Raw genomic sequence first — 20,673 nt, 5'->3', positions numbered from 1 at the left:
CGGCGCGGCATGTCAAACAATAAACAGCCAACACCAAAATGGCTCACAATCGTCGGCATCGGCGAGGACGGTGTAGCGGGTCTCGGCGACGAGGCCAAGCGGCTGATCGCCGAGGCCGAATTCGTCTTCGGCGGCACGCGCCACCTTGCGCTCGTCGTGTCGCTCGCCAAAGGCGAAGCCCGTGCCTGGCCGACCCCTTTCGATGCCGAGATGCGCGACGTGCTGGCGCTTTCCGGCAGGCGAGTCTGCGTGCTGGCGTCGGGCGATCCGTTCTTCCATGGCGTCGGCGTCACCCTTGCTCGCAAAATTCCTCCCCAGGAGATGCAGGTGATTTCAGCCGCTTCTGCCTTCTCGCTGGCCGCCGCCCGCCTCGGCTGGGCGCTGCAGGATATCGAGACCATTTCGCTGCACGGCCGCTCGCTCGACCTGATCCGGCCGTTGCTGCATCCGGGCAGCCGCATCCTTGCGCTGACCTCGGACGGCGATGCGCCAGCGGCGATTGCGCGCCTGCTGGCCGAACTCGGCTTCGGTGCCTCGCAGCTGACGGCACTTGAGGCGCTGGGCGGCCCGAACGAAAGGTTTCGCTCGGCGCGGGCGGACGCCTTTGACCTGCAAAAAATCAATCCGCTCAATGTGCTGGCGGTCGAAGTTGACTCAACTTCGGAAGCACGCATCCTGCCGCTGACATCGGGCCTTGCCGATCATTTGTTCGAGCATGACGGCCAGATCACCAAGCGCGAAGTGCGCGCCATCACCCTGTCCACCCTCGCCCCCAGGCGCGGCGAGTTGCTGTGGGACATCGGCGCCGGCTCCGGCTCGATCGGCATCGAATGGATGCTCGCCCATCCGACGATGCGCGCCATTGCCATCGAGGCCGATCCAACCCGCGCCGCCCGCATCCGCCGCAACGGTTCCGCCTGCGGCGTTCCCGGTCTTGCCGTCGTCGAAGGCTCGGCGCCGCAGGCGCTCGCCGGATTGGAGACGCCGGACGCGATCTTCATCGGCGGCGGCGGCAGCGATACCGGCGTGCTGGATACTGCCCTCGAGGCCCTGCGTGCTGGCGGCCGGCTGGTCGCCAATGCGGTGACGCTGGAGATGGAGGCGCTGCTTCTCGCCCGCCACGCGTCGCTCGGCGGCGATCTCACCCGCATCGCACTATCCCGCGCTTCGCCGGTTGGCTCGATGCAGGCCTGGCGGCCGGCCATGCCGGTCAGCCAATGGAGCTGGGTCAAGCCATGATGGTCGCGGGCATCGGCAGCCGCAAAGGCGTGAGTGTGCAGGACGTTCTTGCCGCCATAGAAGCCGCGCTTGAAGTTCATGGGCTGGCGATGACGGCACTGTCTGCCTTGGCGACGACCGAATTCAAACGCAGCGAAGTGGCCATTCTTGATGCCGGCCGTAAACTCGATCTCCCGGTCATAGTGGTGGATGTTGCTGGCTCTGAACCGTCGCGCCCCCTCACCCGGCCTCCGCTTCGCTCGGCCGACCTCTCCCCGAGGGGAGAGGAGATCACGCACGCTGGCGCCAGTCTCTTCTCCCCAGCGGGGAGAAGGTGGCCCGAAGGGCCGGATGAGGGGGCCGCTTTGCTCAGCCGTTCCGATCTGTCGCAGGCGCATGCCGGCACGCCGTCGGTTTCCGAAGCCTCGGCGCTTGCCGCCGCGGGCCAAGGCGCAAAACTGCTCGGGCCGCGCACCGTGCTTGGCCCGGTCACCTGCGCCATCGCCATCAGCGGAGACGCCGCATGACCGTTCACTTCATCGGCGCCGGTCCCGGCGCGGCCGACCTCATCACCTTGCGCGGCAGCCGGCTGCTGGCAAGCTGCCCGGTCTGCCTCTATGCCGGCTCGATCGTCGCCCCGGAATTGTTGCAGCACTGTGCGCCCGGCACGAAACTGATCGACACCGCGCCGATGTCGCTCGACGAGATCGAAGCGGAATATGTGGCGGCCCACCAGGCCGGCCACGATGTCTCCCGCCTGCATTCCGGCGACCTGTCGGTGTGGAGCGCCGTCGCCGAGCAGATCCGCCGCCTGGAGAAGCACGGCATCGCCTATACGCTGACGCCGGGCGTGCCCTCCTTCGCGGCTGCTGCGGCAGCGCTGCGCCGCGAGCTGACCATTCCCGAAGTCGCGCAAAGCCTGGTGCTGACCCGCATCTCCGGCCGCGCGTCCAAAATGCCGCCTGGCGAGACGCTGGCCGGCTTCGGCCGCACCGGCGCGACGCTGGCCATCCACCTTGCCATCCACGCCATCGACCGGATCGTCGCCGAGCTGACGCCGTTCTATGGCGCCGATTGCCCGGTAGCGATCGTCTTCCGCGCCTCCTGGCCGGACGAGCGCGTGCTGACCGGCACGCTGGCGACGATCGAGGCGCAATTGGCCGCCGACCCGATGGAGCGCACGGCCATCATCTTCGTCGGCCGCTCGCTGGCGGCGGAAGGCTTTGGCGAGAGTTCACTTTACGACGCCCACTACCAGCGGCGTTTTCGCGGACGGGACGGATTGTGAACGACGGCACCGGAAACAGCGGTGGAAACACCGAGATCGAACAGGCTTTGGCCCGGCTGAACTTCAAGCCGCGCCAGCTTGAGCCGGGCCATGTCTGGCTGGCCGGCGCCGGCCCCGGCGATCCCGGCTGCCTGACGCTGGAAGTGCTGGCCGCACTTGGGCAGTGCGATGCCCTCGTCTACGACGCGCTGGTCTCTCCCGATATCGTCGCCGTCGCCGCGGGCGCCGAGCTGTTTTACGCCGGCAAGCGCGGCGGCCAGCCGTCGATGAAACAGGACGACATCACCGCTTTGCTGGTGCGGCTGGCGCACGAGGGCCGCCGCGTCGTCAGGCTGAAAGGCGGCGATCCCTATATTTTCGGCCGCGGCGGCGAAGAGGCGCTGGCGCTGGCGCGCGAAAACATCCCGTTCCGCGTGCTGTCCGGCCTGACTTCGGGCCTCAGCGCGCTTGCCGGGGCCGGCATCCCGGCCACCATGCGCGGCATCAACAAGGCGGTGATCCTGGCCACCGGCCACGCCGCCGGCACCGACGACGACCTCGACTGGAAAGCAATCGCCCGCACCGGCCAGCCGGTCGTCGTCTATATGGGCATGGCCAATCTGCCGCTGATATCAGCCTCGCTGCTTGGCGGCGGCCTGCCGCCTTCGACGCCTGCTGCGGTGATCGTCGCCGCGACGACGCCGCAGGAGCGCATCGTCGTCGCCACGCTTGCCACCATCGCCGAGGAGGCGGCCGCCGCCGGGTTGACCGCGCCGGCGCTGATCGTCGTCGGCGGCATCGTCGCGATGCGCGCGGCATTGGCGGGCGAGCCATGACCCGCGCGATCATCATCGGCGCGCCGCGCTCGGGCTCGGGCAAGACCAGCGTCACCATCGGGATTTTGCGCGCGCTCGCGCGGCGCGGCCTCAAGGTGCGCGGCGCCAAGTCCGGCCCCGACTATATCGACCCCGGCTTCCACACCGCCGCGACGGGCCTTTCCGGCGTCAATCTCGACAGCTGGGCGATGCCGCCTGCTTTGCTCAACGCGCTGGCCGGCGACGCAACTGAAGATGCCGATTTCATCTTCCTCGAAAGCGCCATGGGCCTGTTCGACGGGATTCCGGCTGCTCCAGGCCGCACCGGCTCGGCGGCCGATCTTGCCCGGCTCTACGGCCTGCCGGTGCTGCTGGTGCTCGACGTTTCCGGACAGTCGACCACGGCGGCGGCCGTCGCCAAGGGTTTTGCCAGCTATGACCCTGATGTGCGCATGGCCGGCGTCGTGCTCAACCGGCTGGGCAGCGAACGTCACCGCCGTCTCTGCGGCGACGCGATCGAGGCGATCGGCCTGCCGGTGGTCGGCGCGATCCTGCGCGATCCCTCGCTCAACCTGCCGGAGCGCCATCTCGGTCTCGTCCAGGCCGGCGAATATGAGAATTTGATGGCGCATCTCGACCGCCTGGCCGACATGGTCGAACGCTCGCTCGACCTCGACGCCATCATGGCGCTGGCGGCGCCATTCGCACCCGCTCCCGGCAGTTTCGACGACGCGCTGCCGCCGCCCGGACAACGCATCGCACTGGCAGAGGATGCCGCCTTCACCTTCCTCTATCCGCATGTCGCCGCGCATTGGCGCAAGGCAGGGGCTGAAATCATCCGCTTCTCGCCGCTTGCCGACGAAGCGCCCGGCGAAAATTGCGATGTCTGCTGGCTGCCCGGCGGCTATCCCGAGCTTCACGCCGGCCGCCTTGCGGCGGCTGCGAATTTCAGGGCCGGCACCGAGGCGTTTGCGGCAACACGGCCGGTGCATGGCGAGTGCGGCGGCTTCATGGTGCTCGGCGAAGCGCTGGAGGACGCATCGGGCGAGACGCACGCGATGCTCGGCCTGCTCGGTCACTCGACCAGCTTTGCCAAGCGAAAGATGAACCTCGGCTACCGCGAGGCGCGGCTGCGCGCCGATTGTCCGCTGGGAGACCGAGGCGCGCTGATCCGCGGCCACGAATTCCACTATGCGCAGATGATTGCCACCGGCAGTGACGAACCCTTGGCCGACCTCGCTGACGGCCAAGGCAATCCGCTCGGCGCCTCCGGCTACCGCCGCGGCCATGTCAGCGGCACGTTCTTCCATGCCATCGGGAGAGGCTAGAGCATGATCCCGAACCGGAGGTCCGCGCCAGCGAAAAGTGGGAACCGGTTTTCGGAATAGATGATGCTCAAACTCGAGAACATGCCCCCTTCGCTTCGCCAGGCGCTCGATGACATCGCGCTCTGCGTCGTCTTCTTCACTCGGCTGCCGCTGCCGGTCGTCGATTTTCGGGACCGCAGCCTTGCTGCCGCGATCTGGGCGGCGCCGGTCGCCGGCCTTGCCGTCGCGCTGATCGGCGGCTTGGTTTACGCGGTCGGGACCTGGCTCGGCCTTGCCGCCGGCCCGGCAGCAGCCCTTGCCCTTGCCGCGACCTTGCTCGCCACCGGCTGCATGCATGAAGACGGGCTATCGGATGTGGCCGACGGCTTTGGCGGCGGCAGGACACGCGAGAAAAAACTGGAGATCATGCGCGACAGCCGCATCGGCGCCTATGGCACCTGCGCGCTCGCCCTGTCGCTGCTTATCCGCTGGAGCGTGCTTTCGGAATTCGCCGGCCCGGCCCAGATGTTCTGGGCTCTGATTGCCGCGCATGCCGCCTCGCGCGGCTTGTTCGGCGCTTTCATGCATCTGTTGCCGCCGGCGCGCAGCGACGGCCTCTCGGCCGATGCAGGCCCCGTCTCGGCCGAAACCGCCATTGCCGGCGCCGCGCTCGGCGCCGTCGCGCTGCTGGCGCTAGGGTTCGGTGGCGCGGTCGCCGCGCTTATCCTGCTCGGCCTGTTGTTTGCCGGCTTCCGTATGCTGTGCCGCAGCCAGATCGGCGGCCAGACCGGCGATACGGTCGGCGCGCTGCAGCAGTCTGGCGAAATCGCAATCCTGCTCGTCGCTTCCGCTTGCCTTTCCTGACTCTGTTTCGGAGATTTTTGCCCCATGCCTTTCAAATCGCTTGATGAATTGCGAGCGGCCTGCCTCGATCTGCCTGCCGGCAGCGACGCCGCGGCAAATGCTGTCGCCCGCCGCCAGGACACGCTGACCAAGCCGCAAGGCAGCCTTGGCCGATTGGAAGCCATAGCCGCATGGCTGGCCCGCTGGCAGGGCCGCGACATGCCGCAGCTCGACCGCGTCAAAGTGTTCGTCTTTGCCGGCAACCACGGCGTCACCGCACAGGGCGTGTCGGCCTTCCCGTCGGAGGTCACCGTGCAGATGGTGGCGAATTTCGCCGGCGGCGGCGCCGCCATCAACCAGCTTGCCCGCATTGCCGGTGCGGAGCTCGATGTCATTCCGCTCGACCTCGATTATCCGACCGGCGATTTCACGCAAGTGCCGGCAATGGACGGCGAAGCCTTCCTCGCTGCCGTCTCGGCCGGCTATGGCGCGGTGACGAGAGACCTCGACCTCGTCTGTTTCGGCGAAATGGGTATCGGCAACACCACGCCGGCGGCGGCCATATCGGCCGCTTTGTTCGGCGGCGGCGCGGAAAAATGGACCGGGCGCGGCACCGGCGTCGACGATGCCGGCCTGGTGCGCAAGATCACCGCCATCGAGGCCGGCCTCAAGCGCCACGCCGAGGTGCTTGCCGACCCGCTGGGGATGGCAGCAGCCCTTGGCGGGCGCGAACTCGCCGCCATCCTTGGCGCGACGCTGGCGGCGCGCCATTCAGGCGTGCCGGTGCTGCTCGACGGCTTCGTCTGCACCGCCGCCGCCGCGCCCTTGGCAAGATTGCACCCCGCCGGCCTCGCCCACACCCTTGCCGCCCATGTCTCGGCCGAATCCGGCCATCGCCGGCTGCTCGAGGCGCTCGGCCTGCCGCCGCTGCTCGACCTCGGCATGCGGCTCGGCGAAGGCTCCGGCGCCTGCCTCGCCGTCAACATCGTCCGCTCGGCGCTCGAATGCCATGCCCGCATGGCAAGCTTTGCCGAGGCCGGTGTTTCAGAGAAGTAATCTCGTCAACCTGGAATCAAGTCTTGCCCTGGGAACCTGGCCGGCCCGAGCACGTTGTGGCCGGTCAGCCCGGGTTACGCATGCAACAGCTTTTCCAGGAATTCGGCCATCCGACATACGTCCCGTTTCCCGTCATTGCGGCGAGGCTTCTGCTGGCGTCGATCTTCGGTGCGGCGATCGGCTTCGAACGCGAATGGCGAAATCGGCCTGCCGGGCTTCGCACCCATATCCTGGTCTGCGTGGCAGCGGCTACCTTCGGTATTCTGACGATTGAAATCATTCACGCGCCGATGTTTCAGCAGGATTCCGTAAGGGTCGATCCGATTCGTGTTGTCGAAGCGGTCACCGCCGGCGTCGCGTTCCTTGCTGCCGGAACGATCTTGTTTTCGAAGGGCGAGGTTCACGGGCTGACGACCGGTGCAGGCATGTGGCTGTCCGGGGCAATTGGCGTGGCCTGCGGGCTCGGTCTGTGGCAAGTGGCAGCACTCGGCACGCTTTTGGTGCTGGTCGCGGCAGGCCTTCTCTACAGTTTTGCCGCCAAGTCCGGAATTGGCGAGAAAGCCGGACCAGAAAAGCCCATGTCGGAAGAAGACGTGTCCAAGCCGCCCAAAGGCTGAGGCTGCAACTGGGGCTGAGGCTGCAACTGGAACCGAACGCGAATTGGAAACCAACCGTCGGGATTGGGAACCACTATGTTCGCCACACTCTTTTCAGGTAGCGAAAAGCGAGTAATATCAACGGATTAAATGGTGGGTGCGACAGGGATCGAACCTGTGACCCGCTGATTAAGAGTCAGCTGCTCTACCAACTGAGCTACGCACCCACTCGCCGGTAAAACCAGCGTCGGCGGGCATATAGCCGCCGCCATCCGCCATGTCCAGCCCTGCCGGATTCATTTCCCGACAAATCGCGCCGGGTTTCGTCATCCTAGGGCGGAGCGAACGCGAAGCGGAGCAGAGGCCCTAGGATCCATGCCGTAACAGTCGCCCAAAATGCAGCGGTGTAGAATGCGCTCCTGCGCACAAGAGCCGCACGGTTTCGATCTGAGAGCCCACCACTGCAGAAGACGGACGGCTGCATGGAAACCTAGCCCGCACCGCCGGAGCACGGCCGCTCGGTTACGGCATGGATCCTAGGGGTCTCCGCGACGTCGCTTCGCTCCTGCTACGCCCTAGGATGACGAAGGATGGTGTGTCAGACGAACAGCTTGCCTTCCGCCACCTTGACGGCATGGCCGCCGATGCGGGCGGCGGCGAGTTTGCCGCCTTCGACATTCAGTTCGAGGCGGATGCGCGAAGGCCGCCCCATCTCCAGCCCTTGTTCGATCCAACGCTGGGAAACACCCTCTCTCGGACCGTCGAAATGCATGATCGCGCCGGCGAAGGCGGCCGCCGCCGAACCGGTCGCCGGATCTTCATAGGATGGATTGCCCGGCACGATCATGCGGACATGAAAGGCGCTGTCGTGGTTCACCGTCTCGCGGCAATAGACATACGGGCTGGCGAGGGCCCAATCGCTCTTGCGGGGCGCCAGTTCCGACCACGCCTGGTTGTCCAGCCTTATCCGGGCCGCCGCCTCCAGATCGGCGACCGGAATGGTCACGTAGGGCACGCCGGCCGACCAGAACGAGACGCGGTGGTTTTCGAAGCCGATTTCGTGCGGCCCCAGGCCAAGTGCCGCCCCGATCGCCTCCGGGTCGGCGGACAATTCCAGCTGCTCCGGCAGTTTGGCCAGGTCGAACTCGGCAAAGCTGGCGCCAGCGTGCTTGCTGACGGCGCAGCGCACCGGGCCGATATTTTCTTCCAGCACAAAAATGCCGGCGGTGTCGCCATCGCCAGCCATTTCGGCAAGCGCAATCGCAGCGCCCACCGTCGGATGGCCGGCGAACGGCATCTCATAGTCGGGTGTGAAGATGCGGATGCGGGCGCGGTGCTTGGAATTGTCGGGCGGCAGCAAGAAAACGGTTTCCGACAGGTTGAACTCGCGCGCGATGGCCTGCATCGCCGCCGTGTCCAGCCCTTTGCTGTCGAGCACGACGGCAAGCGGATTGCCGGCCAGCCGGTCGGTGGTGAACACGTCGTAAAGCAAGTAATTCCGGGTCAGCATTGTAGAAAGCCTTCTGCCTCAATCCAATATGGGCCCAAACATGGGCGAAATTTAATTTGATATTTGAACCATTCGGCCTGATCAGTGCACCGGTTGGGACATCACTGGTATAATAGGGGTCCGGCGTGGACCAGATTGTCAATCTGCCAAAGACGGAATCCACTTCCGACATAAAGACGGCACTCGGGCTCGACCGCCTGGGTCTGAAGAAGAAACGGCGTCGCGGCTGGCTTTATGGCCTGCTTGTGCTGGTCGTCGTCGCCGCAAGCCTGGCGGGGTACCAATGGTATGCCGCGTCTCCCGCCAAGATCGACTATACCACTGTGCCGGCCGCCGTCGCCGATCTCACGGTCGAAGTATCGGCGACCGGCACGCTGCAGCCCCTCACCCAGGTCGACATTTCGAGCGAACTGTCCGGCGTCGTCCGCTCGGTCGCGGTCAACGAGAACCAGCAGGTGAAGAAGGGCGATGTGCTGGCGGCGCTCGACACCGCCAAGCTGGAGGTGCAGATCGAGCGCGCCGAGGCTTCCGCCAAGGCGGCGGCCGCCAATGTCGAGACCGCCACCGTAACCCTCACCGAAAACGAAAGGGCGGTTGTGCGTGCGGCGGCGCTCACCAAGCGCGGCATGGCGACGGACCAGTCGCTTGAAGCGGCGACAGCGACGCGCGACCGCTCAAAGGCAGCGCTCGACAGCGCCAAAGCCAATCTGGCCATCGCCAATGCCGATCTCAAGGCGCAGCAGACGGACTTCGCCAAAAGCACCATCTATGCGCCCATCGACGGCATCGTTCTGACGCGCTCGGTCGATCCCGGCCAGACGGTTGCCTCCTCGCTGCAAGCGCCGGTGCTGTTCGTCATCGCCGCCGACCTCAGGAACATGGAATTGAAGGCAGCGGTCGACGAGGCCGACATCGGCGCGGTCAAGCCCGGCCAGCATGCCCGCTTCACCGTCGACGCCTTTCCCGAGCGGCCGTTCGATGCCGAGATCCGCGACATCTCCTATGCCTCGGTCACCACCGACGGCGTCGTCACCTACGACGCGCGGTTCGAGGTCGACAACAACGAGCTACTGTTGCGGCCTGGCATGACTGCCACCGTTTCGGTCGTCACCAGAGAGGCAAAAGGCGTGCTCACCGTACCGTCGACGGCTTTCCGCTACCGGCCGGCGGCATCTGCTGCCCGAGCGTGGAGCCTGAGCGACCTGTTCACGGGCCGTATGGGCCGTCCACGCGGCAACCGCCAGCGCCAGGCGACGGCGCAGCCCACCGACGGCTCGCGCACGCTCTACGTGCTGGAGAATGGCCGGCCCCGGCCGGTCAACGTCAAGGTCGGCTCCACCGATGGCGAGCTGACCGAGATCACCTCCGGTCTCGCAGAAGGTGCGCAAGTCATCACCGCAGCGCAGCAGCGGAGCTGAAATCATGTCAGGCTCGCTGCTCATCACCTTCGACAAGGTCTGGAAAAGCTATGGCCAGGGCGAGGCCACGGTGCATGCGCTGGCTGGCGTCGATCTTGCCATCCGCAGCGGTGAATTCGTCGCCATCATGGGTCCGTCCGGCTCGGGCAAGTCGACGGCGATGAACATCATCGGTTGCCTCGACACACCGACGGCCGGAACCTACAGCTTCATGGGCATCGATGCTGGCCGCCTCGACCGCAACCGCCGCGCCATGCTGCGCAATCTCTATGTCGGCTTCGTCTTCCAGGGCTACAATCTCCTGCCGCGCACCACCGCGGTGGAGAATGTCGAACTGCCGCTGATCTATCGCGGCGTCGCCGCCCGCGAGCGTCACGACCTCGCCATGAAGGCGCTGGCCGAGGTCGGCCTTGTCGGCCGCGAGCACCACACGCCGGCCGAGCTCTCCGGCGGCCAGCAGCAGCGCGTGGCGATCGCGCGCGCCATCGTCACCAGGCCGACCCTGCTCGTCGCCGACGAACCGACCGGCAATCTCGACACCGCACGCACACACGAGATCATGGAACTTTTGACGCGGCTGAACACCGAGCTTGGCCTGACCATCGCCATGGTCACCCACGAGGCCGATGTCGCTGCTTATGCCGAGCGCACAATTCGCTTCCTCGACGGCCACGTCGCCTCCGATGCCATGAACCTTGAGGTGGTGTAACCATGATCTGGGAAACCGTCCGCCTCTCGCTGCTTTCAGTGCGCCGCAACGTGCTGCGCTCGTTTCTGACGCTGCTCGGCATCGTCATCGGCGTTGCCGCCGTCATCGCCATGCTCACCATCGGCTCGGGCACCACCGAAAAGGTAAAGGCCGACATTTCCAAGCTCGGCAGCAATTTGCTCGTTGTCCGCCCCGGCCGCCCGGCCGGGCCCGGCGGACCGGGAGGGCTCGACCAGGCCACACGTCCGCTCGGCAGCAAGGAACTTGCCGCGCTTGTCGCACATTTGAGCGGCGCCCGCGCCATCTCGCCCGCCTCGCAAAAGCAGGTCCGCGTCATCTTCGGCACCGAAAGCCTGACGTCGGGTGTCACCGGCACCGACAGCGCCTATCTCGATGCGCGCGACTGGAAGCTGATCTCGGGCCGACCGTTCAGCGATTCGGAAATCCGCTCGGGCACCGGCGTCTGCCTGATCGGCGAAACCGTGCGCCAGCAGTTCTTCGGCGCCGGCGACCCCGAAGGCGAGATCATTCGCGTCAACCGCACCTCGTGCAAGATCATCGGCCTGCTCGAGCCAAAAGGCTATACCGGCTTCGGCCAGGACCAGGACAATGTCGTGCTGATGCCGCTCGCCGCCTACCAGCGCCGCATCGCCGGCAACCGCGACATCGACTCGATCTACGTCGCCGCCGACGACAGGGCGGCGACCACCGAGCTGCTGCCGCGCGTCGAGGACATCTTGCGCGATGCACGCCGCATCCCGCCCGACCGCGAAGACGACTTCTCGATACGCGACATGACCCAGATCGCCGACGCCATGGCGAGCGCCACCACGACGATGACCGGCATGCTGGGCGCGGTCGCCGGCGTCAGCCTGTTGGTCGGCGGCATCGGCATCATGAACATCATGCTGGTGTCGGTCACCGAGCGCACCCGCGAGATCGGCATAAGGCTGGCCATCGGCGCGCATGAAAAGCACATCCTCATCCAGTTCCTGGTCGAGGCCACCGTGCTGTCGCTGCTCGGCGGCATCATCGGCATCCTGATCGGCCTGGCGCTGGCCGGCCTCGCCTCGCTGACGCTGGCGATCCCGTTTGCGCCAAGCCCGGCGGTGATCCTGCTCGCCGTCGGCTTCTCGGCGCTGATCGGCATGGTGTTCGGCTTCTTCCCGGCGCTGCGCGGCGCGCGGCTCGATCCGATCGACGCGCTGAGGCATGAATAGCGCGGCGCAGCGTGCGTCGCCTTCAGATGTCCCCAAAATATTGACGCGGCCGTCGCCCTGCCCCTGTCACGGAACTGCCCGCGGTGCTAGCAATCGCCTTGGGGGATATGGGGGGAATAGTGGGATGAGCAAGAAAGAGCGAGCGGCGTTGGTGACGGTGATCATCGAGGCCGCATTGGCGGGCTTTTGGTGGTATTTGGCCAGCTATGGCATGGCCAACCCCGATCATGTCACCGCCGATTTCCAGCAGGTTGTCGGTCAGACGATGGGAACGACGATGGGTGCGCTGCTGGGTATCGGCGTCATGCTGTTTTTCGTCGCCGCCCGCAACGACCGCAAAACCATCGAAAACAAAATGCGTCATTAGAGCGACGTGCGTCCACTTGGACGCACAAAGTACGCTCTAACACTTCGAAACAGCGACGTGCGTCCACTTGGACGCACGAAGTACGCTCTAACACTTTGAATCTGCGCAACGTGCTTTCCGAAAATCGATTCCGATTTTCGGCCCGATGCGTTAGTCCTTGCCGGCAAAATGCCACTCGATCAGTGGCTTCATGTGCGGCATCAGCCCGTCCGGCAGGTCATCGGCACTGCGGATGATGACAGGCCCGTCGATCTCCGGCTCTACCTCGGTGGCGACAAAGGCGCTGATGCGCTGCGCGACCTCGTCGGCGGATGCAATCTCGCGATAGCGGCGAAAGATCACCGTGCCGGTTGCCGTCGACAGGGCATAGTAGCGCCTGCCGCGCGCCGCGCCGGCAAGGTCGAGGCCGGTTTCTTCCCGCACCTCGCGGATCATGTTGAAGTCGACATCGACAAGGCCGTCGCGGAAATCGGTTGGCTCGAACGAGCCGGCGGCGAAGTAGACGCGACCGGCATTGACGGTGTGCGACGCCATGCGGATCGCCACCAGCGCATTGTCGCCGGCGACCAGCATGGCATGGGCATAGGCGTGCTCGGCCCCCGCCACCTGGCGATTGCCGCGCCAAAGCATGAAGGTCGAGTAGCGCACCGCATGGCAGCGGCCGACGAGGCTGCTGTCGCGATAGCGGAGCGCCGAAAGCAGCACCACGGTGCCGTCGAACAGCGCCGGGTTGGCTGCGGTCTCGCGCCGCCAATTCTCGGCGATCGCTTGCGCATTATCGCGTTCGAACGGATGCGGGCCGGGGTCGAGCCTGACATCGACGGCGTCGACCGGAAGGATGATGTTGCGCGGCAGGTCGAAGCTCAACGAAAACGATCCTCAGGTCATTTCAAGGGTGATCGCCACAGGACAGTGGTCCGACGCCTTCGGCCGGTCCCAGCCGCAACGCGGAAACCGGTCCACCTCCTGGCCTGCCGGAAAGATCGTGCGCCAGGGCTGGCCGTTGCGGACGATGTCGGGAACGGCGGTCGCGTTCCTGGCTGCCAGTGCCTTCGACAACAGGATGTAGTCGAGCTGGCACAGATGCCGCTCCTGCGGCCCGCGCGTATGGTACAAGGTCCAGCGGTCCATTTCCGGGCGCCGCTCGACCGCATTCTCGCAAAAGCCGCCGGCGGTGAGCACGTTGAGGCAGGACTGGCTCTCATCGATCACCTCGAAGCGGTAGCCGTCAAAGGCGTCGCCGGAGATCTTCACGCGCTGCCGATAGTCGTTCATGTCGCCGCAGATTGCCCAGTATTTGTCGGCGGCGTGATCCCCACCGAAACGCTCCTCGATGATCCGGCGCACCGCTTGCGCCTCGGCGATGCGCAGCGGCATCGTCGCCTGGCGCCCGTCGAGACCGTTGCGGGGCGCGCCCATCGACTTGAAATGCACCAGATAGAGCGTCAGCGGCACGCCGCCAACGGTCAGGTCGATTTCCAGGCAGTCGCGCCGGAAGATGCGCTGGTTGGCCTGATGCCCGAACGCTGCCAGCTCCGGCGTGTGCAGGCCGAACTGCTCGAACGTGACATAGGCGTGGCTTGTCATGCGCACGAATTCGATCGGCTGGCCCTGCGCGGTCTCGTTGCGCATCATCACGGCGACGTCGATGCCGCGCGAATCATTGCCGGCGGTGGTGTATTTCTGGCGGTAGCCATGCCCGACCATCCTGAACAGATAGCCGTGTTCGAAAGCCTTCAGCGCCTCGATATTGTCGACCTCCTGCATGCAGATGATGTCGGCGCGGCTGGCGGCGATGGCCAATGCCGTCAGCTGGCGCGTATCGTCGGATTGCGCGATCGCCCGCGCCTGCTCCAGCATCTTGTATTCGGCCTCGCTCTGGATGTCGAAGAGCGCCAGCGTGCGATCCTCGTTGAGCTGGTTGCGGTATCCGGAAAAATCGAACCTGTTCATCAGGTTTTCGACATTGAAGGTGGCGAGGCGCAGCGACATGGCGGTGACCTTTGCCCACAAGCGCGGCCGAAAACAAGGGCCCGCCCTGCCGGTCATGGTTGACGAAACCTTTCCGTTCATCCTCCGTTCAGGCGCGAAGCTGCATGAATGACATTCTTCATCGCCGGGCGTGGGGCCTGAGATCTCTTGGAGAGTGCAATGAACCCGCTCTTTTCTTTTTCTGTCAGATCCGGGCTGCTGGCTCTGGGTCTGATGGCCGGCCTGTCGGCCCCCGCGTTCGCCGGACCGATTGCCAAACCCGTGCTACCGATGCCGGCCAACGCCGTCGCCGCCGAGATTGTGCCGGTCCGCGAAAGCTGGGCCGGTGGCAACGACAGGCGGAGCGAATGGCGCTGGCGCAATCGGCATGGCGGCCGGGAGTGGCGCGGGGGCAATGATCGGAGATGGCGCGGTCGCGACGAAGCCTGGAGATGGCGTGATCACGACGACCGGCGCTGGCGCCACCGTCGTCATCACCGCCGTCACTTCAATGATTCCGCGATCTATTTCGGCCTGGGTCTCGGGCTGCCCGCCTACAACTATTATAGCGGGCCGAGCTATTATGAGCCGCGCTACTACCCGCCTCGGCGTCAGTATCGCACGGAGCGGCTTTCCAGCGCCCATGTCCGCTGGTGCTACGACCGCTATCGGTCCTATCGCGCCTGGGACAACACGTTCCAGCCCTATGGCGGTCCGCGCCAGCAGTGCTGGTCGCCCTACAGCTGAGCGGAGCCCCAGATGAACTCCAACGGCGCCGCGCCGCGCGGCGCCGTTTTTCATCTGACCCACCTTCTTCTGAAGCCCTTTGCGTCCTTTTCTGCGCGACGATAACGCTATGTTTATCAGGCGGGCCTAATTATCCTGCCGATCGCACCAGGGATTATGCGCGATGGATGAAGACGAAAACAGGGACAAACGCAGGCAGCGCGTCTTCAAGGGCGCGACGATCCTGACCGGCATCACCAGGTCCGAGGTCACGTGCACGGTGCGCAACATGCATGACGGCGGCGCCGAATTGATGGTCTCGATCGACGCTCGCGTGCCCGACGAGTTCCTGCTCTATGTGCCGACCGACGGCATCGCCTACAAGGCGGTGGTCCGCTGGCGCCGCGAGGACCGCATCGGCGTGATGTTCACCGGCACCGAGCCAAAGCCCTCCTGGCACTACGGCTAAATCCTCTGAACCGCATTCTCCAACCAGCCAACCACACGGCCTTCATGTAAAAAGCCGGCGGAGCGCTCCGCCGGCTTTTTCCTGTGCTAAATTGCGGATTTCGGTCAGTTCTTGGCCTTGTCGACCAGCTTGTTCTTCGAAATCTCCGCGCGCCCGCAGGGCGAAGCCCGAGGACGCGCAAGGAAACGAACGTGGATTTCGATCAGTTCTTGGCCTTGTCGACCAGCTTGTTCTTGGAAATCCACGGCATCATCGCGCGCAGCTTGGCGCCGACTTCCTCGATCTGATGGCTGTCGTTGTTGCGGCGGATGCCCTTGAAGCGCGACATGCCGGCGCGATACTCCTGCATCCATTCCGAGGTGAACTTGCCGGTCTGGATGTCCTTCAGCACGCGCTTCATCTCGGCCTTGGTCTCGGCGGTGATGATGCGCGGGCCCGAAACATATTCGCCCCATTCGGCGGTGTTCGAGATCGAGTAGTTCATGTTGGCGATGCCGCCTTCGTAGATCAGGTCGACGATCAGCTTGACCTCGTGCAGGCACTCGAAATAGGCCATTTCCGGCGCGTAGCCGGCTTCCACCAGCGTTTCGAAGCCAGCGCGGATCAGCTCGACCAGACCGCCGCACAGGACAACCTGCTCGCCGAACAGATCGGTTTCGCATTCCTCGCGGAAATTGGTCTCGATGATGCCCGAACGGCCGCCGCCGACGCCGCAGGCATAGGACAGAGCCAGATCAAGCGCATTGCCCGAAGCGTCCTGGTTGACCGCGACCAGGCACGGCACGCCGCCGCCCTTCTGGTATTCGCCGCGCACCGTGTGGCCAGGCCCCTTCGGCGCGATCATGACGACGTCGACCGAGGCCTTCGGCTCGATCAGGCCAAAGTGCACGTTGAGGCCGTGGGCGAAGGCGATCGCCGCGCCATCGCGAATGTTCGGCGCGATCTCGGACTTATAGATGTCGGCCTGCAGCTCGTCCGGCGTCGCCATCATCATCAGGTCGGCCCATTTGGCGGCGTCCGCCACGCTCATCACCTTGAGCCCGTCGGCCTCGACTTTCTGGGCGGTCGCCGAGCCGGCCTTGAGGCCGATGGCGATTTCCCCAACGCCGGAATCCTTGAGATTGAGCGCATGCGCCCGGCCCTGGCTGCCATAGCCGATGATGGCGACCTTCTTGCCCTTGATCAGGTTGAGATCGGCGTCGCGATCGTAGTAGACACGCATTTTTCTTCCTTCCCGTTTTTGAATTCAGAGCATGATGCCGAAAAGTGTGAAGCGGTTTTCGGACGACATCATGGTCTATCTCTTTGATTTAGAGCCGGATTCAGATTTCAGGTCGACTTGACCTGAAATCATCCGGCTCTAGGGGCCTTGCGGCCCCGTTTTTGCTCCGTGAAGAGCGAGAAACTGCTGCGTCGCCCGGACGGCATCGCCGCCGATCGCCGCATCAGTCAATTTTAGCCGGTCGCCGAGCAGCAGGCGGATCTGCACGTCGCGGGCGACCAGCCCGAAAAAGGTTCGGAATGCCTCTTCGGCATCCGAGAACTCGAGAAGCCCGGCCTGCCGACCGGCCTCCAGCACCGGCTTCAGGCGCCGGGCCAGCGCGAAGCGCCCGTTCTCCAGCACGATGGCGCCAAGATCGTCGTTCCCCGACCCGGCACGGCCAATGGCGACGCGGTTCAGCGCGATCGATGTGTCGCTCGAAATCACCTTGAGCCAGTCCGAAGCGAAACGTGCGAGGCTCACCGTCAGCGAAGCAAGGTTAAGCCCCTTGCCGTCGACCGGCACCACCCGCACCTTGGAGGCCTGCCATTGAACAATTGCCGTCAACAGCCCGTCGCGATCGCCGAACCATTTGTAGAGCGTTTCCTTGGAACAGCTTGCCCGCCGCGCCACCGCGGTCATGGTCAACTGATCGCCCTCCTCGACCAGCAGGCGAAGTGCGGCGTCGAGCACGGCTTTCTGCCGCTCGGTCAGCGCTTCGCTGGTGTCGATGTCGACGCTTGCCTGCAACAAACTCTTTTCCTGCTCGATAAAGGCGGCATCCAGGGCCGTACCGTACGTTACGGTTCGGCGCGTCTATGACGTATTGTCGGACCCGGTGCAAGCCCTATCTCCGCTTTTTGACACTTCCAGGCCGGAACGGCCACCGCTCGTACGGCCACCGCTCGTACGGCTTATGGCGGAGAGAAAAATGCTCGTCGGCCTGCTTGCATTGACTGTTGCCGCCGCTTTCGCGGGCGCCGCCATCTATATCAGCGTTGCCGAGCAACCGGCGCGGCTTCGCCTCGACGACCGTGCACTGCTGCAGGAATGGCAGCCTTCCTACAAGCGCGGCGCCGCCATGCAGGCGTCGATTGCCGTCGTCGCCTGTGTTCTTGGTGTCGTTGCCTGGTGGCAGACCGGCAGTCTCGCCTATTTCACGGGGGCGGTGCTGATCATCCTGCCATGGCCATGGACGCTGATCGCAATGATGCCGACAAACCGGTTGCTGGAGGCGATGGACGCGGCCGCCGTCAATCTGCAAGCGAGGGCGCTGATCGTCAAATGGGGCAATCTGCATCTGGTTCGCGTCATGCTTGGCGTGCTGGCGGCACTGGCATTCCTCCGGGGAAGTGTCTGACGTCGCTGCAACGATCTTCGGCGCCAGCCGGACCACATCACTCCGGCATCGCCGGATGACGCAGCCGCCCGAGCAGAGCCGACAAGGTTTCCAGATCATCATTGGAGAGCCTGGCGCCGACCAGCTCGGCGATCGATTGTCCGTAGACGGCCCACATCCGGCGGCGCATCTCGCGCCCCTTGCCGGTGATGCGGACCGTCTGTCCGCGACCGTCATCGGCAACCCTGAGCTTCTCGACCAGCCCGTCCGCTTCGAGCCGCGCCAGCAGCCGCGAGACGTTGTACTGCGCAAACAGCGTGCGCTCGATCAGCTGGAACGGCCGCAAGCCGCCCTCGCCGGCTTCGGCAAGCTCATGCAGCACGTCGTACCAGGCAAGCGGCGGCAAGCCGGCGTCCTTCAGCGCGTCTTCGGCTCGTTCCAGCAACTGGCGCGAAACGCGCATCAGGCGCGCCCAGGCTTTGATGGCCGCCGGCGAGGGATTCTCCGTCATGATGCAGCATAGATGATAGATGCAATTGCATCAAGCTTGCCAATGGATGCAAATGCATCTATATAGATGCAACTGCATTTATATCGGAAGGCACTGCCATGGAACATGAAATCTGCGAGATCGTCGACATTCCGGAGACGGGCGGCCTGGTGACCGGCAAGCTCGTTCTCGTCAGCCACCACCTTTGTCCCTATGTACAGCGCGCGGCGATCTCGCTCTGCGAAAAGGACGTGCCGTTCGAACGCCTCACCATCGATCTCGCCAAAAAACCGGACTGGTTCAAGGCGATATCGCCGCTCGGCAAGGTACCGCTGCTGCGCGTGCAGCAGGACGGCGAGGAAACCGTGATCTTCGAATCGGCGGTCATCCTCGAATTTCTCGAGGAAACGCTGGCCAACCCGCTGCATCCTGCCGACCCGCTGGCCCGCGCCCGGCATCGCGCCTGGATCGAGTTCGGCTCGGCCATTCTCAACGCCATTGGTCGGTTCTATTCCGCTCCGACCGAGGCCGCCTTCCTTGCCGAAAACGAAGCTCTGTCGGCAATGTTCGATCGTCTCGAAATAGAACTGGCGGCTGGCCGGGCTGGGCCATGGTTTGCTGGCGAGCACTTTTCACTGGTCGATGCAGTCTATGGGCCAGTCTTCCGCTATTTCGACGACTTCGATCGGATCGGCGCGTTCGGCATCCTGAGCGGAAAGCCGCGTGTCGAGGCCTGGCGAAAGCGATTGCACGAACGCAAGTCGGTGAAGGACGCCGTCACCCCGGACTATCCACAGCGCCTTCATGCATTCCTGCAAGCGAAGGGTTCGCACCTTTCGAAACTCATCCGCCGCAGCGAGGCGGCCACTGCGCTTCCTTGATACCGATCCGCCTGAACGGATCGACCACGGTTCCAGCCACCATCGAGGCAAGGATGTTTGGCGCCGGCGGGATTCTTACCACCGACGCCACCAGCCTGTCGCGGACGAACGGCATCACGGTCGAATCCGACTGGTAGAACGGCGTCAGAATCAGCGACAGCGCCTGAAAGACCCGGACATGCCATCGCCGCGCCTGGACATAGACCTCCAGCGCAGTATCGACACGATCCGTTCCTATGAGCGCATAGTTGAGCGCCGCTGCGTCGAGCAGCGCCATGTTCGCCCCTTGCCCGAGCTGCGGGCTGGTCGAATGTGCCGCATCGCCGATGATCGCCCATCGCCGTCCGGCCGGCACCTTGAGCGTGTGATGGCCGTAACGCGCCAGCGAAAGCTGATCGAAACTGTCGATCTGGCGCGTGAACGCCTCGCATTCGGGCCACAGCCGAACCAGCCTCGCCTTCCAGGCGTCGAGGCCTGTCGCCCTGACTTGCTCTGCGTCCGCCGGCTTCAGGCTCCAGAAGAACGCCGCCATCTTCTCGGCGCCCGGTTCCGGCCTGCCGATCGGCAGCACGCCGATCATCACGCTCGCTCTGTCGTAGCGCTGCAGCAGAGCGTGCTCGTCAAAACCGTCGCCGCGCCAGCCGAGCGACGCCCAGAACGCGCCATAGGCGAGCGGCCGCGGCTCCCCGGGCTCCCTACGCGCTGCCGCAATCTGGAGCGCGAACCGCTGGCATCGACGACCAGATCGAACGGCCCTATCCTTCGCCCGTTGCCGCAGATCAGCGTTGCCCGTTCGCCGGTCTCCAGCGTCTCGAGCTCGACGCCGGTTTCGATGGCGATCGCCTGGCGCCGGACGGCGCCGAAAAGCACGCCGAACAAGGCCGCCCGGTGCACCGGCCAGCCCGAAACGACTGCGGCGCTGCGCAGCATAGCGGACGTCGAGCACGGTGCGGCCGGTTTTCGCGTCGGCGCCATGCAGGCGGTCGATGCGGCTGCCCAGCGCCAGGATGTCGTGGAGCACACCAAGATCGGCAAGCACCGTCAGCCCGGTCGGCTGCAGGATCAGCCCGGACCCGACCGGCTTTGGCTCGTCGAAGCGCTCGAAGATGGTAACCCGATGCCCGGCACGCTTAAGATAGAGCGCCGCGGCCAGCCCGGCCGGGCCGGCGCCGGCAATCGCGATGTCCAGAGAATTGCCCATTGCCGCCGA

At 65.0% G+C, this 20,673-nt stretch carries 22 protein-coding genes, 1 tRNA gene and 1 pseudogene; 16 read left to right on the top strand and 8 right to left on the bottom strand.

The annotated features are described in order from the left end of the window. Window positions 1–9: 9 nt before the first annotated feature. The 8 genes from cbiE (at window position 10) to AC0L3H_RS19445 (ending at window position 7,123) form a co-directional block, all read left to right on the top strand. Window positions 10–1,239: a precorrin-6y C5,15-methyltransferase (decarboxylating) subunit CbiE gene (gene cbiE / locus AC0L3H_RS19480; protein ID WP_473586556.1), complete on the top strand. Its 1,230-nt coding sequence runs from the start codon at window positions 10–12 to the stop codon at window positions 1,237–1,239. Then, complete coding sequence (locus AC0L3H_RS19475; protein WP_473586555.1) at window positions 1,236–1,745, top strand: cobalamin biosynthesis protein; 510 nt, start codon at window positions 1,236–1,238, stop codon at window positions 1,743–1,745. The genes cbiE and AC0L3H_RS19475 overlap by 4 nt, the downstream gene beginning before the upstream one ends. Further along, window positions 1,742–2,506, top strand: a complete 765-nt coding sequence (cobM, locus tag AC0L3H_RS19470; RefSeq protein ID WP_473586554.1) for a precorrin-4 C(11)-methyltransferase — start codon at window positions 1,742–1,744, stop codon at window positions 2,504–2,506. Before AC0L3H_RS19475 ends, cobM begins: the two co-directional genes overlap by 4 nt. Further along, on the top strand, window positions 2,503–3,321 hold the full coding sequence (gene cobA / locus AC0L3H_RS19465) for a uroporphyrinogen-III C-methyltransferase (protein ID WP_473586553.1): 819 nt from the start codon (window positions 2,503–2,505) through the stop codon (window positions 3,319–3,321). The genes cobM and cobA overlap by 4 nt, the downstream gene beginning before the upstream one ends. Further along, window positions 3,318–4,628 carry a cobyrinate a,c-diamide synthase gene (locus tag AC0L3H_RS19460; protein WP_473586552.1) on the top strand — a complete coding sequence of 437 codons (1,311 nt, stop codon included), beginning with the start codon at window positions 3,318–3,320 and terminating at the stop codon, window positions 4,626–4,628. Before cobA ends, AC0L3H_RS19460 begins: the two co-directional genes overlap by 4 nt. Before the next feature lie 63 nt (window positions 4,629–4,691). Beyond that, window positions 4,692–5,471, top strand: coding sequence for an adenosylcobinamide-GDP ribazoletransferase (locus AC0L3H_RS19455; RefSeq protein WP_473586607.1), 780 nt, complete (start codon window positions 4,692–4,694; stop codon window positions 5,469–5,471). A 24-nt stretch (window positions 5,472–5,495) separates the two neighbouring features. Beyond that, window positions 5,496–6,506: a nicotinate-nucleotide--dimethylbenzimidazole phosphoribosyltransferase gene (cobT, locus tag AC0L3H_RS19450; RefSeq protein ID WP_473586551.1), complete on the top strand. Its 1,011-nt coding sequence runs from the start codon at window positions 5,496–5,498 to the stop codon at window positions 6,504–6,506. A gap of 80 nt (window positions 6,507–6,586) precedes the next feature. Beyond that, window positions 6,587–7,123, top strand: coding sequence for an MgtC/SapB family protein (locus AC0L3H_RS19445; RefSeq protein ID WP_473586550.1), 537 nt, complete (start codon window positions 6,587–6,589; stop codon window positions 7,121–7,123). Between the two features lie 130 nt (window positions 7,124–7,253). Here AC0L3H_RS19445 and AC0L3H_RS19440 read toward each other — a convergent pair. Both AC0L3H_RS19440 and AC0L3H_RS19435 read right to left on the bottom strand, forming a co-directional pair. Beyond that, window positions 7,254–7,329: transfer RNA gene (locus AC0L3H_RS19440), tRNA-Lys, on the bottom strand. A gap of 371 nt (window positions 7,330–7,700) precedes the next feature. Continuing rightward, complete coding sequence (locus AC0L3H_RS19435) at window positions 7,701–8,612, bottom strand: PhzF family phenazine biosynthesis protein (RefSeq protein WP_473586549.1); 912 nt, start codon at window positions 8,610–8,612, stop codon at window positions 7,701–7,703. A 125-nt stretch (window positions 8,613–8,737) separates the two neighbouring features. On the opposite strand from AC0L3H_RS19435, the gene AC0L3H_RS19430 reads away from it, so the two are divergent. The 4 genes from AC0L3H_RS19430 to AC0L3H_RS19415 all read left to right on the top strand — a co-directional run bounded on the left by AC0L3H_RS19430 (window position 8,738) and on the right by AC0L3H_RS19415 (window position 12,326). Continuing rightward, on the top strand, window positions 8,738–10,030 hold the full coding sequence (locus AC0L3H_RS19430) for an efflux RND transporter periplasmic adaptor subunit (RefSeq protein WP_473586548.1): 1,293 nt from the start codon (window positions 8,738–8,740) through the stop codon (window positions 10,028–10,030). A 4-nt stretch (window positions 10,031–10,034) separates the two neighbouring features. Continuing rightward, complete coding sequence (locus AC0L3H_RS19425; RefSeq protein ID WP_287138178.1) at window positions 10,035–10,739, top strand: ABC transporter ATP-binding protein; 705 nt, start codon at window positions 10,035–10,037, stop codon at window positions 10,737–10,739. A gap of 2 nt (window positions 10,740–10,741) precedes the next feature. Continuing rightward, window positions 10,742–11,959, top strand: coding sequence for an ABC transporter permease (locus tag AC0L3H_RS19420; RefSeq protein ID WP_473586547.1), 1,218 nt, complete (start codon window positions 10,742–10,744; stop codon window positions 11,957–11,959). A 124-nt stretch (window positions 11,960–12,083) separates the two neighbouring features. Continuing rightward, window positions 12,084–12,326 carry a hypothetical protein gene (locus AC0L3H_RS19415; protein WP_473586546.1) on the top strand — a complete coding sequence of 81 codons (243 nt, stop codon included), beginning with the start codon at window positions 12,084–12,086 and terminating at the stop codon, window positions 12,324–12,326. Between the two features lie 150 nt (window positions 12,327–12,476). On the opposite strand, the gene AC0L3H_RS19410 is transcribed toward AC0L3H_RS19415, so the two are convergent. Together AC0L3H_RS19410 and AC0L3H_RS19405 are read right to left on the bottom strand one after the other, a co-directional pair. Continuing rightward, a complete protein-coding gene (locus AC0L3H_RS19410; protein ID WP_473586545.1) occupies window positions 12,477–13,193 on the bottom strand; it encodes a hypothetical protein in 717 nt (238 codons plus the stop codon). Between the two features lie 12 nt (window positions 13,194–13,205). Further along, window positions 13,206–14,318, bottom strand: a complete 1,113-nt coding sequence (locus AC0L3H_RS19405; RefSeq protein WP_473586544.1) for an endonuclease/exonuclease/phosphatase family protein — start codon at window positions 14,316–14,318, stop codon at window positions 13,206–13,208. 159 nt (window positions 14,319–14,477) lie between these two features. On the opposite strand from AC0L3H_RS19405, the gene AC0L3H_RS19400 reads away from it, so the two are divergent. Continuing rightward, window positions 14,478–15,044: a BA14K family protein gene (locus AC0L3H_RS19400; protein WP_473586543.1), complete on the top strand. Its 567-nt coding sequence runs from the start codon at window positions 14,478–14,480 to the stop codon at window positions 15,042–15,044. Window positions 15,045–15,207: 163 nt separating this feature from the next. Next, window positions 15,208–15,492 (top strand): PilZ domain-containing protein, encoded by a 285-nt coding sequence (locus AC0L3H_RS19395; RefSeq protein ID WP_473586542.1) that lies wholly within the window; start codon window positions 15,208–15,210, stop codon window positions 15,490–15,492. Between the two features lie 202 nt (window positions 15,493–15,694). On the opposite strand, the gene ilvC is transcribed toward AC0L3H_RS19395, so the two are convergent. Then, window positions 15,695–16,714: a ketol-acid reductoisomerase gene (gene ilvC / locus AC0L3H_RS19390; protein WP_023798824.1), complete on the bottom strand. Its 1,020-nt coding sequence runs from the start codon at window positions 16,712–16,714 to the stop codon at window positions 15,695–15,697. A 138-nt stretch (window positions 16,715–16,852) separates the two neighbouring features. Then, window positions 16,853–17,506 carry a TetR/AcrR family transcriptional regulator gene (locus tag AC0L3H_RS19385; RefSeq protein WP_473586541.1) on the bottom strand — a complete coding sequence of 218 codons (654 nt, stop codon included), beginning with the start codon at window positions 17,504–17,506 and terminating at the stop codon, window positions 16,853–16,855. Window positions 17,507–17,684: 178 nt separating this feature from the next. On the opposite strand from AC0L3H_RS19385, the gene AC0L3H_RS19380 reads away from it, so the two are divergent. Next, window positions 17,685–18,113: an anthrone oxygenase family protein gene (locus tag AC0L3H_RS19380; protein WP_473586540.1), complete on the top strand. Its 429-nt coding sequence runs from the start codon at window positions 17,685–17,687 to the stop codon at window positions 18,111–18,113. A gap of 37 nt (window positions 18,114–18,150) precedes the next feature. Here AC0L3H_RS19380 and AC0L3H_RS19375 read toward each other — a convergent pair whose 3' ends face one another. After that, complete coding sequence (locus AC0L3H_RS19375; RefSeq protein WP_473491202.1) at window positions 18,151–18,603, bottom strand: MarR family winged helix-turn-helix transcriptional regulator; 453 nt, start codon at window positions 18,601–18,603, stop codon at window positions 18,151–18,153. 98 nt (window positions 18,604–18,701) lie between these two features. Between AC0L3H_RS19375 and AC0L3H_RS19370 the strand changes: the two genes are divergently transcribed. Continuing rightward, window positions 18,702–19,463, top strand: a complete 762-nt coding sequence (locus tag AC0L3H_RS19370) for a glutathione S-transferase family protein (protein WP_473586539.1) — start codon at window positions 18,702–18,704, stop codon at window positions 19,461–19,463. On the opposite strand, the pseudogene AC0L3H_RS19365 reads toward AC0L3H_RS19370, so the two are convergent. Next, window positions 19,426–20,664 (bottom strand): annotated as a pseudogene (locus tag AC0L3H_RS19365) (FAD-dependent oxidoreductase). The gene AC0L3H_RS19370 and the pseudogene AC0L3H_RS19365 sit on opposite strands and share 38 nt — an antisense overlap. Window positions 20,665–20,673: the final 9 nt, after the last annotated feature.

It is taken from the genome of Mesorhizobium sp. WSM4816 (genome assembly GCF_055811535.1).
This window is presented reverse-complemented; position numbering and strand designations above follow the sequence as displayed.

What these genes read in the sequence shown, in the direction of transcription:
- AC0L3H_RS19395 (WP_473586542.1), top strand. Translation starts at nt 15,208, where the DNA reads ATGGATGAAGACGAAAACAGGGACAAACGCAGGCAGCGCGTCTTCAAG.
- AC0L3H_RS19405 (WP_473586544.1), bottom strand. Translation starts at nt 14,318, where the DNA reads ATGTCGCTGCGCCTCGCCACCTTCAATGTCGAAAACCTGATGAACAGG.
- AC0L3H_RS19380 (WP_473586540.1), top strand. Translation starts at nt 17,685, where the DNA reads ATGCTCGTCGGCCTGCTTGCATTGACTGTTGCCGCCGCTTTCGCGGGC.
- AC0L3H_RS19420 (WP_473586547.1), top strand. Translation starts at nt 10,742, where the DNA reads ATGATCTGGGAAACCGTCCGCCTCTCGCTGCTTTCAGTGCGCCGCAAC.
- AC0L3H_RS19415 (WP_473586546.1), top strand. Translation starts at nt 12,084, where the DNA reads ATGAGCAAGAAAGAGCGAGCGGCGTTGGTGACGGTGATCATCGAGGCC.
- AC0L3H_RS19475 (WP_473586555.1), top strand. Translation starts at nt 1,236, where the DNA reads ATGATGGTCGCGGGCATCGGCAGCCGCAAAGGCGTGAGTGTGCAGGAC.
- AC0L3H_RS19445 (WP_473586550.1), top strand. Translation starts at nt 6,587, where the DNA reads ATGCAACAGCTTTTCCAGGAATTCGGCCATCCGACATACGTCCCGTTT.
- ilvC (WP_023798824.1), bottom strand. Translation starts at nt 16,714, where the DNA reads ATGCGTGTCTACTACGATCGCGACGCCGATCTCAACCTGATCAAGGGC.
- AC0L3H_RS19455 (WP_473586607.1), top strand. Translation starts at nt 4,692, where the DNA reads ATGCTCAAACTCGAGAACATGCCCCCTTCGCTTCGCCAGGCGCTCGAT.
- AC0L3H_RS19460 (WP_473586552.1), top strand. Translation starts at nt 3,318, where the DNA reads ATGACCCGCGCGATCATCATCGGCGCGCCGCGCTCGGGCTCGGGCAAG.
- AC0L3H_RS19425 (WP_287138178.1), top strand. Translation starts at nt 10,035, where the DNA reads ATGTCAGGCTCGCTGCTCATCACCTTCGACAAGGTCTGGAAAAGCTAT.
- AC0L3H_RS19375 (WP_473491202.1), bottom strand. Translation starts at nt 18,603, where the DNA reads ATGACGGAGAATCCCTCGCCGGCGGCCATCAAAGCCTGGGCGCGCCTG.
- AC0L3H_RS19370 (WP_473586539.1), top strand. Translation starts at nt 18,702, where the DNA reads ATGGAACATGAAATCTGCGAGATCGTCGACATTCCGGAGACGGGCGGC.
- cobM (WP_473586554.1), top strand. Translation starts at nt 1,742, where the DNA reads ATGACCGTTCACTTCATCGGCGCCGGTCCCGGCGCGGCCGACCTCATC.
- cbiE (WP_473586556.1), top strand. Translation starts at nt 10, where the DNA reads ATGTCAAACAATAAACAGCCAACACCAAAATGGCTCACAATCGTCGGC.
- cobT (WP_473586551.1), top strand. Translation starts at nt 5,496, where the DNA reads ATGCCTTTCAAATCGCTTGATGAATTGCGAGCGGCCTGCCTCGATCTG.
- AC0L3H_RS19435 (WP_473586549.1), bottom strand. Translation starts at nt 8,612, where the DNA reads ATGCTGACCCGGAATTACTTGCTTTACGACGTGTTCACCACCGACCGG.
- AC0L3H_RS19400 (WP_473586543.1), top strand. Translation starts at nt 14,478, where the DNA reads ATGAACCCGCTCTTTTCTTTTTCTGTCAGATCCGGGCTGCTGGCTCTG.